Annotated in this window: 10 protein-coding genes; 8 read left to right on the forward strand and 2 right to left on the reverse strand. The window is 60.3% G+C overall.

Annotated features, from left to right (window positions below; translation table 11 throughout):
- The first annotated feature begins 82 nt into the window (after positions 1-82).
- From D8V06_RS29095 to D8V06_RS29125, 7 genes are all read left to right on the forward strand, one after another.
- On the forward strand, positions 83-829 hold the full coding sequence (locus D8V06_RS29095) for a LytTR family DNA-binding domain-containing protein (protein WP_056854116.1): 747 nt from the start codon (positions 83-85) through the stop codon (positions 827-829).
- Positions 830-967: 138 nt separating this feature from the next.
- Positions 968-1,909 carry a hydroxymethylbilane synthase gene (hemC, locus tag D8V06_RS29100; protein ID WP_130932337.1) on the forward strand — a complete coding sequence of 314 codons (942 nt, stop codon included), beginning with the start codon at positions 968-970 and terminating at the stop codon, positions 1,907-1,909.
- Positions 1,906-2,673: a uroporphyrinogen-III synthase gene (locus tag D8V06_RS29105; RefSeq protein ID WP_130932338.1), complete on the forward strand. Its 768-nt coding sequence runs from the start codon at positions 1,906-1,908 to the stop codon at positions 2,671-2,673. Before hemC ends, D8V06_RS29105 begins: the two co-directional genes overlap by 4 nt.
- A 16-nt stretch (positions 2,674-2,689) precedes the next feature.
- On the forward strand, positions 2,690-3,847 hold the full coding sequence (locus D8V06_RS29110) for a uroporphyrinogen-III C-methyltransferase (protein ID WP_056854113.1): 1,158 nt from the start codon (positions 2,690-2,692) through the stop codon (positions 3,845-3,847).
- Positions 3,844-5,082: a heme biosynthesis protein HemY gene (locus D8V06_RS29115; protein ID WP_130932339.1), complete on the forward strand. Its 1,239-nt coding sequence runs from the start codon at positions 3,844-3,846 to the stop codon at positions 5,080-5,082. The genes D8V06_RS29110 and D8V06_RS29115 overlap by 4 nt, the downstream gene beginning before the upstream one ends.
- Positions 5,083-5,332: 250 nt before the next feature.
- A complete protein-coding gene (locus tag D8V06_RS29120; protein ID WP_056854111.1) occupies positions 5,333-5,884 on the forward strand; it encodes a disulfide bond formation protein B in 552 nt (183 codons plus the stop codon).
- A 171-nt stretch (positions 5,885-6,055) separates the two neighbouring features.
- Positions 6,056-6,514, forward strand: a complete 459-nt coding sequence (locus D8V06_RS29125) for an Rsd/AlgQ family anti-sigma factor (protein WP_056854110.1) — start codon at positions 6,056-6,058, stop codon at positions 6,512-6,514.
- A gap of 58 nt (positions 6,515-6,572) precedes the next feature.
- On the opposite strand, the gene D8V06_RS29130 is transcribed toward D8V06_RS29125, so the two are convergent.
- The gene (locus tag D8V06_RS29130; protein WP_056854109.1) at positions 6,573-7,238 is read right to left on the reverse strand and encodes an FKBP-type peptidyl-prolyl cis-trans isomerase; all 666 of its coding nucleotides are present in this window, start codon (positions 7,236-7,238) and stop codon (positions 6,573-6,575) included.
- A 194-nt stretch (positions 7,239-7,432) separates the two neighbouring features.
- Between D8V06_RS29130 and D8V06_RS30535 the strand changes: the two genes are divergently transcribed.
- Positions 7,433-8,602: an AlgP family protein gene (locus D8V06_RS30535; RefSeq protein ID WP_130932340.1), complete on the forward strand. Its 1,170-nt coding sequence runs from the start codon at positions 7,433-7,435 to the stop codon at positions 8,600-8,602.
- On the opposite strand, the gene D8V06_RS29140 is transcribed toward D8V06_RS30535, so the two are convergent.
- Positions 8,599-9,063 (reverse strand): TIGR02444 family protein, encoded by a 465-nt coding sequence (locus D8V06_RS29140; protein WP_130908599.1) that lies wholly within the window; start codon positions 9,061-9,063, stop codon positions 8,599-8,601. The two genes, D8V06_RS30535 and D8V06_RS29140, sit on opposite strands and share 4 nt — an antisense overlap.
- Between the last annotated feature and the right edge of the window lie 31 nt (positions 9,064-9,094).

Below are 9,094 nucleotides of genomic sequence, written 5' to 3' on the forward strand. Positions count from 1 at the left end.
TTAGCGTGGATCGCGGTGACGGACGTCACTTCACCTGTCTACGCTATCCTTGTGCAAGACTCACGCAGGAATCCAGCGCAATATGAATGTCCTGATCGTTGATGACGACCCCCTAGCCCGCGAGCGCCTGAGCCGAATGGTTGGCGAACTCGAGGGATACAGTGTCCTGGAGCCCAGCGCCACGAATGGCGAAGAAGCGTTGGCACTGATCGACAGCCACAAACCGGACATCGTGCTGCTTGATGTCCGTATGCCGGGCCTCGATGGCCTGCAGGTGGCCGCACGATTGTGCGAACGTGAAACTCCGCCCGCCGTGGTGTTTTGCACCGGGCCCGATGAATTTGCCGTGGAAGCCTTACAGGCCAGCGCCGTAGGCTATCTGGTGAAACCTGTGAGAACTGAACATTTACAAGACGCATTAAAAAAAGCCGAGCGCCCCAATCGTGTTCAACTCTCGGCCCTGACCCGTCCGGCTGCCGAAAGCGGCAGTGGTCCCCGCAGCCACATCAGCGCCCGCACCCGTAAAGGGATCGAGTTGATTCCGCTGGACCAGGTGGTCTACTTCATCGCCGATCACAAATACGTGACCTTGCGCCATGAAGCGGGCGAAGTGTTGCTCGATGAGCCGCTCAAAGCGCTTGAGGACGAATTCGGTGACCGTTTCGTGCGGATCCATCGTAACGCGCTGGTTGCCCGTGAACGCATCGAACGCTTGCAACGCACACCGCTTGGGCATTTCCAGCTGTTTCTCAAAGGCCTGAACGGTGACGCATTGATCGTCAGTCGACGCCATGTGGCCGGCGTGCGGAAAATGATGCAACAGCTTTGATTCGCTGTTCGCAGGCGAGTTTCACACCCGATTGCCGGATATCCGGGGCCAGGGAGGCCGAGTAGTTTCTGATACAAGTCAAAGTGGATTTGGCTGAGCTGTTATTATCCGTCGTATCTTTTCAGTACGGATTGATCCATGTCCTCTCGCCAAATCCGCATCGCCACCCGCAAAAGTGCTCTCGCCCTGTGGCAGGCCGAATACGTCAAAGCCCGTCTCGAACAGGCCCACCCGGGTTTGCTCGTGACGTTGGTGCCGATGGTCAGTCGAGGCGACAAGCTTCTCGACTCGCCATTGTCGAAAATCGGTGGCAAGGGCCTGTTCGTCAAGGAACTGGAAACCGCCCTGCTGGAAAACGAAGCCGACATCGCCGTGCATTCGATGAAAGACGTGCCGATGGACTTCCCCGAAGGGCTCGGCCTTTTCTGCATCTGCGAACGCGAAGACCCGCGTGATGCATTCGTCTCCAATACCTATTCCAGCCTCGATGAGTTGCCGCCAGGCAGTATCGTCGGCACGTCGAGCCTGCGCCGCCAGGCTCAGTTGCTGACCCGTCGTCCGGACCTGGAAATCCGTTTCCTGCGTGGCAACGTCAATACGCGTCTGGCCAAACTGGATGCCGGCGAATACGACGCCATTATTCTCGCCGCTGCCGGGTTGATCCGGCTGGGCTTTGAAGATCGCATCACCTCGGCCATCAGCGTCGACGACAGCCTGCCGGCCGGTGGCCAGGGCGCCGTGGGCATTGAGTGCCGGACTGCCGACAGCGAAATTCATGCGCTGCTGGCGCCGCTGCATCACCAGGACACCGCCACCCGCGTGACCGCCGAACGTGCTCTCAACAAACACCTCAATGGCGGCTGCCAGGTGCCTATCGCCTGTTACGCCGTGCTTGAAGGCGAGCAGGTCTGGCTGCGTGGCCTGGTGGGCGATCCGAGCGGTGGCCTGCTGCTCAGCGCCCAGGCGCGTGCGCCACGTGGTGCTGCCGAAGCCTTGGGTGTGCAAGTGGCCGAGGATCTCTTGAGCCAGGGCGCCGCCGACATTCTCAAAGCGGTCTACGGCGAGGCAGGTCACGAGTGACCGGCTGGCGCTTGCTGCTGACGCGTCCGGCGGATGAGTCGGCAGCCCTGAGCCGTTTTCTGGCCGGGCAGGGGATTTTCAGCAGCAGCTTGCCGCTTTTGGACATCGTGCCGATCCCTGCCTCTGACACAATGCTAGGCGTGATTCGCAACCTCGAACGATTTTGCGCGGTGATCGTGGTCAGCAAGCCTGCTGCGCGAATCGGCGTCGAATTGCTCGAACGCTCCGGCTCGCAAGCAATGGGTGTGACGTGGTTCAGTGTCGGTGCCGCGACGGCGCAGATCCTTGAAGATCAAGGCCTGGACGTGAGCTTCCCGGATGATGGGGACGACAGCGAAGCCTTGCTTGAGCTTGCAGCGTTGCGCGAGGCTCTTGCCCGGCCGCATCCCGAGGTTCTGATCCTGCGCGGCGAGGGCGGGCGCGAACTGCTGGCCGAGCGCTTGCGTGAGCGAGGTGCTAGTGTCGAGTATCTGGAGTTGTACCGCCGCCAGTTGCCGATGTACCCGTCGGCAGCGCTGCCGGACCGGATCGAAGCGGAACGCCTGAACGCACTGGTGGTCAGCAGTGGACAGGGTTTTGAGCACCTGCATCAATTGGCTGGCGATGCCTGGCCGCAATTGGCGCAGTTGCCGTTGTTTGTACCAAGCCCCAGGGTCGCCGAGCTGGCACGTGCCGCCGGAGCCCTGAAAGTTGTGGATTGTCGTGGTGCGAGCGCCGCGGCTTTGCTGACGGCGTTACGGGAGCATCCCGTGCCCGTTCTCTAATGCAAAGGATGGATACGTGAGCGAAACAGCCTTGCCAAAAAATGACTCGCGGCCTGTGCCAGATGCGCCGGTTGATACTCCTCTTGATGAAGCGCTGCCTCCTGCTGCCGAGCCGCGCCGAGGCAATGGACTGGCGATCGTCGCGATACTGCTGGGTGCCGCCGGCATTGCGGTAGGTGGTTGGGGTGTCTGGCAGGTGCGTCACCTGCAGGCGACCAACCAACAACAACTGAGCCAGGTGCAGGCGTTGAGTGACGAGGCGCAGAGCCTGAAGCTCAATGAACAGCGCCTGAGCGCGCGTCTGGAACAACTGCCCGGCGCCGATGTGCTGGAAGAGCGCAGCCGTCTGGTGATTCAGTTGCAGGGTGATCAACAGCGACTCAATCAACGTCTGGAAACGGTTCTCGGTGCCAGTCGCAAGGACTGGCGTCTGGCCGAAGCCGAGCACTTGTTGCGCCTGGCCAGCCTGCGGCTGTCGGCATTGCAGGACATCAGCAGTGCCCAGGCGCTGGTGGAGGGTGCCGATGAGATTCTCCGCGAACAGAATGATCCGGGTTCGTTTGCCGCGCGCGAACAAGTAGCGAAAACCCTGGTGGCCTTGCGCAGCACTGAGCAGCCCGATCGCACCGGTTTGTTCCTGCGGTTGGGCGCATTGCGCGATCAAGTGATCAGCCTCACCGAGCTCGCACCCGAGTACAAGGACCGCGGCGAATCCCTGCTCGGGCTGACTGCAGATGGCGACGGCGCCAGTCGCTGGGCGCAATGGTGGGATCAGATCTCGCGCTACATCCGCATCGATTTCAACGCCGACAAGAATGTTCGTCCGTTGCTGGCAGGCCAGAGCCTGAGCCAGGTGCGCCTGGCGCTGAGCCTGGCACTTGAGCAGGCACAATGGGCTGCGCTCAATGGCCAGGCCGCGGTTTACAGCCAGGCGCTGGACGAGGCGCGGGATGTGCTCAAGGGCAATTTCAACCCGGACAACCCGCAAAGCAAAGTGATGCTCGAACAGGTGGCCGAACTGAGCACGCAGCCCGTCACGGTGGTCACCCCGGATCTGACCGGGACCCTGAGTGCGGTGCAGGGTTACCTGCAGCGACGTAACGTCAATGCCGAAGATTCGATCAAGCCGCTGGCCAAACCTGCCGCGAATACCGCGCAGGAGGCTACGCCATGAAGCGTCTCTATGTGATCGTGTTTCTGGTCATCGCTGCCGCCGCTGCGCTGGGACTGGCGATCACCGAACATTCCGGTTACGTGCTGATTGCCTACAAGAGCTTCCGCTTCGAATCGAGCCTGTGGGCAACGCTGGCGTTGATTGCGGTGCTCTGGCTGGTGTTCTGGGGCATCAAGGCGTTGATCGAGTTGGTGACCACTTCCGGTGGCGTGGTCAATCCCTGGTCGCGACGCAATCGCAGTCGTCGGGTGCAGGTCGCGATCGAGCACGGGCAACTCGATCTGGCCGAAGGTCGCTGGGCCAGTGCGCAGCGGCATTTGCATCGCGCCGCGGAGGCCGAGCGCCAACCGTTGCTGTACTACCTCGGCGCTGCCCGCGCAGCCAACGAACAAGGCTTATATGAAGAGAGCGACAACCTGCTGGAGCGCGCTCTGGAGCGTCAACCTCAGGCCGAGTTGGCGATTGCCCTGAATCACGCGCAATTGCAGACCGACCGTGGTGATACCGAGGGTGCCCTGGCCACCCTGCAAGCGATGCATGAGCGCCATCCGCATAACGCACAGATGCTGCGCCAGTTGCAGCGCCTGCACCAGCAACGAGGCGATTGGTCGGCGGTAATCCGCCTGTTGCCGGAGTTGCGCAAGGATAAAGTCCTGCCCAAGGCTGAACTGGCCGAACTGGAGCGTCGTGCCTGGGGTGAAAACCTGTCCCTGGCAGCGCATCGGGAAGCGGATGGTACCGTCGGTTTGCAAGCGCTCGAACGCGCCTGGCAGCAACTCACGTCTGCTCAACGCCAGGAGCCGCAGCTGGTGCTGGCCTATGCTGAGCAACTCCGTCAGTTGGGCGCTCAGGCTGAGGCCGAAGAGGTCTTGCGCACGGCGCTCAAGCGCAGCTACGACAGCCACTTGGCGCGTCTCTACGGATTGGTGCGTGGCAATGATCCGGCGCGTCAGCTACAAATCGCCGAAGGCTGGCTCAAGGATCATCCCGCCGACCCTAGCCTGTTACTGACCCTGGGGCGTCTGTGTCTGCAATCCAGCCTGTGGGGCAAGGCGCGGGATTATCTGGAGAGCAGCCTGCGTGTGCAGCGCAATCCGGAAGCCTGCGCCGAGCTGGCGCGGCTGCTGGCGCAAATGGGCGACACCGAACGCAGCAACCAGTTGTTCCAGGAGGGCTTGGGCTTGCTGGACGAGCGCTTGCTGGCAGCGCCGTTACCGGTACTCGCTCACGCTTGATGGCGGGAAGTTGTCGCGTTTGTCCGTTGGCGAATTCTGCATGGAAGGCAATACAGAATGGCGAAAACCAGTCTGTTTTTGTCTTCCTATCGCATCTTAAGCATAGTCCTACAAAGGACTACACCTAATCTTCTAGCTTCTGTCGGGAATTCCCTACGTCCTTGCTGAAGTGTCGCTGTCCACCTGCCTTGAAAGGCTTGCGCGCTTTCCTCTACCGTAGCTATCTGTCCTTAATTGTTACGGAAAAGCCATGTCGTTGGCCTGCTCACGCTCCTTGTTTTTTGCACTTTTCATTGCGGGCGCCCTGGTGCTGGGCGTGTCTTACTATCTGCAATATGCCGTGGGTCTGAAGCCTTGCGGGTTGTGCCTGTTGCAGCGACTCTGCCTGGCGTTGCTGACGGGCGTCTGCCTGATCGCGGCGGTGCATGGGCCGGGCCGTCTCGGGGCATTCCTCTATTGGTTGCTGAATCTTGTCTGCAGCCTGGCCGGTACCGTGACTGCGTGGCGGCAGGTTTTGCTCCAGAGCGATCCGGCGCATCAGCTCTCGACATGTGTTCCGGATCTGCCTGAGGTATTCGCCAATGCGCCCTGGACGTGCATCCTGCGCCTGATGTTCAACGGCTCGATCGATTGCCGACAAGTCGCCTGGACCTTGTTCGACCTGAGCCTTCCTGAATGGAGTTTGCTGTTCTTCGTGGCAATGATGATTCTCGCGGTTTACCAGCTGTTGCGACTTGTGCGGATCAGCGTGCGGCGACCACTCGGCGGCGATTCGTCGCATCACGCCCTGGCACGCGATTAAACACTTGTATGAACTTTATCGCGTGCGTACCTTGAAGCCACAGTCGTGCGGGCATAATCTGGCCCGCACGTGTCATTGGAATTATGTTGCTCGATGACGCTCTGCCTGACCGCCCATTACAAGAGGCGAACAGGCATAGAGCAGCTGACCCACAAGGGAAGAGAGATCACCATGCTCGAAAGTTGTCAGAATGCTCAGGAACGCTGGGGTGGAGTGCACCTGTTGATCGATCGCTGGTTGCAGGAGCGCAAGGAGCTGATCGACGCCTACGACAAGCTCGGTGCAAAGCCTGAAGCCTTGGGCGAAAACAGAAAACCTTTGCAGGAATTCTGCGGCGTGCTGGTCGACTACGTTTCTGCCGGGCACTTCGAGATCTACGAACAGCTGACGGGCGAGGCCAAGGCCTTCAACGACAAGCGTGGTCTGGAGCTTGCCGAAACCCTCTACCCACGCATCGATGTCATCACCGAGAAACTCCTCGCGTTCAACGACCTGTGCGATGAAGGCAAGTGCGTCGCAGAGAAGTTCAAGGAGCTCGGCGGCCTGTTGCATGAACGCTTCGAACTGGAAGACTGCCTGATCGAAGTGCTGCACACCGCTCACAAGGAAGCCGATTCGGTCCAGGCCTGAAGCGCTTCGTGCAAAACCCGAAACGGCGTGCCAAGGCACGCCGTTTTCATTTCTGCTTTCAACCGGTAGCGCCGCGTAACTCGACTTCGAAGACCAGTGGTGTGAAAGGCGCGATCAGGTCGCCAGCACCCTCGGCGCCATAGGCTTGTGCCGAAGGAATCACCAGGCGCCATTTTGCGCCGACCGGCATTTGCTGCAACGCAGTGCGCCAGCCACTGATCACGCTATCAAGACTGAACCACTGCGGCTGACTGTTCTGGTCGAACACTGTGCCGTCGGGAAGGCGACCGATGTACAACACCTGCACCTTGCCGTTCGGCCCGGCCTTGACGCCAGTCCCGGGTGCCAACTCGGTCAGCAGAATGCCATCGGCCAATTCGCGGACACCGGGTTTGGCTTTTTCATCGGCGAGAAATCGTTGCTCGTTTTCCAGTGCCAGTTCGCTCTGCGGCGCAGGCGATTGCATGGCGACCCGGGCTTCGTGCTCGGTGAGAATCTGCTCGATTCGCTCCTCTTTCAACGCCAGTGGTTTGCCTTGGTAGGCTTGTTGAAGGCCTTCGACCAACGCCTTGAGTTGCAGGTCGGGAACCTCTTGGCGCAAGCGCTCGCCCAGGCTCGCGCCCAGACTGTATGCGAGATCGTGGGCGTCATTTTCCTGGGCTTTTTCAGCTGCATGAGCCGCCGAAAAAATTACCCACAGCGATAAAAAAAGGTAGCGCGACATGGGCACTCTCCAACCTGGAATGCGGGCGATTATGCCAGTGTGAAGAGACTGAAAGGTGAACTGCTTTTTGCGTCGACGAAGAAGATTTTCGCTGGTTTGCAACGCACCGCTTTCGATAGTGTCAACATGCCCTAGCGGCGGTTGCAGCAGAGGTCTAGTATGAGCCGCAACTCACTTCAGCCAGGAGGTAAACCATGTCGGCCACCAAGAAGCCAGTAAACACTCCGTTGCACCTGCTCCAACAACTCTCGGGCAGCTTGCTCGAGCATCTGGAAAACGCTTGTTCCGAAGCCTTGGCTGATGCTGAAAAACTGCTCGCCAAGCTGGAAAAGCAGCGCGGAAAAGCGCAGGAAAAATTGCATAAATCCCGCACCAAATTGCAGGACGCCGCGGCAGCCGGCAAGGCCAAGGCGCAAGCCAAAGCCAAGGAAGGAGTGAAGGAACTCGAAGACCTGCTTGATGCTCTCAAAGAGCGCCAGTCGGACACTCGTGGCTACATTCTGCAACTCAAGCGCGACGCTCAAGAGAGCCTGAAACTGGCTCAGGGCATTGGTCGTGTACAAGAGGCTGTCGGCAAGGCGTTGACCCTGCGTTCGGCCAAGTCAGCCGCGGCCCCTGTGAAGAAAGCCGCTGCCAAACCGGCTGCCGCAAAAGCACCGGCCAAACCTGCCGCCAAACCTGTCGCTAAAACGGCGGCTGCCAAACCAGCTGCAAAACCTGCTGCGAGAACTGCTGCTGCCAAACCTGTTGCTGCCAAGCCGGCTGCTGCAAAAACAGCGGCTGCAAAACCTGCCGCGGCAAAAACCGCTGCAGCAAAACCAGCCGCAAAACCGGCGGTAAAAACTGCCGCTAAACCAGCCGCAAAACCAGCCGCTAAATCCGCTGCAAAACCTGCTGCCAGAACCGCCGCGGCGAAGCCTGCTGCCAAGCCGGCAGCCAAACCGGTTGCGGCCAAAATCGCGGCCAAGCCTGCGGCTAAACCAGCAGCAAAACCTGCAGCAAAACCTGCGGCGAAAGCACCGGCTAAACCGGCTGCCAAACCGGCCGCTAAAACGGCTGCGGCAAAACCTGCCACTGCCGCCAAACCGGCAACTGCCAGCGCCGCCAAACCGGCCGCCGCCAAACCCGCTGCCAAACCAGTTGCAGCAAAACCAGCGGCCAAACCTGCTGCTAAACCAGCCGCCAAACCCGCAGTGAAAAAACCGGTTGCCGCCAAGCCCGCGACCGCACCTGTTGCCAAGCCAGCCACTCCGGCTCCCGCTGCAGCACCTGCTTCGACGGTCACTACCTCGACAACTGCACCAGCACCAACGCCGGCCGCTGTTCCGAGCGCAGCAACCTCCACGCCTACCAGCGCTTCCTAAGTGCCGGTTACCGCGACGCGCAGCTGATGCAGCGCGTTGCGGTCGAGGTGGGCGGCGTCTGCCGTCACGCCTTCCAGCCAGGCCGATAGATCGGCCGTCTCTTCCTGCGGCCAGTTTTGGGCCGTTTGCTCCAGTCGCTGTAACAGATGCCGTTCGGCTTCCAGCTCCAAGGTCTTCACTTGCTCGCGCAACGTATGCAACCCGGCGTCTCTTGCTGCCGCGTCTTTCCATTGCATGCGCAACGCCCGTAACGGTCGCACGACATCCGCATCCCAGGTTCGGGCTATCTCTCGAAGTTGCTGCAAGCGCTGTTCGTTACAGCTGATTCTTCGCTCCTCCAGCCAAGCCGCGCACAGCAGCAGGCAGACATTGACTCCCGCCGCCTGCAATTGCAGGCACGCCTGCTCGACACCCGGGCGGGCGTAGGTAGTGAGGGAAAAGCTCCACAGGTCAGAGGACATAGTGCTACTCGCGCCAGTTGCGAGCGAAGCT

The sequence above is a fragment of the Pseudomonas sp. Sample_24 genome, assembly GCF_004307605.1.
GTDB lineage: Bacteria > Pseudomonadota > Gammaproteobacteria > Pseudomonadales > Pseudomonadaceae > Aquipseudomonas.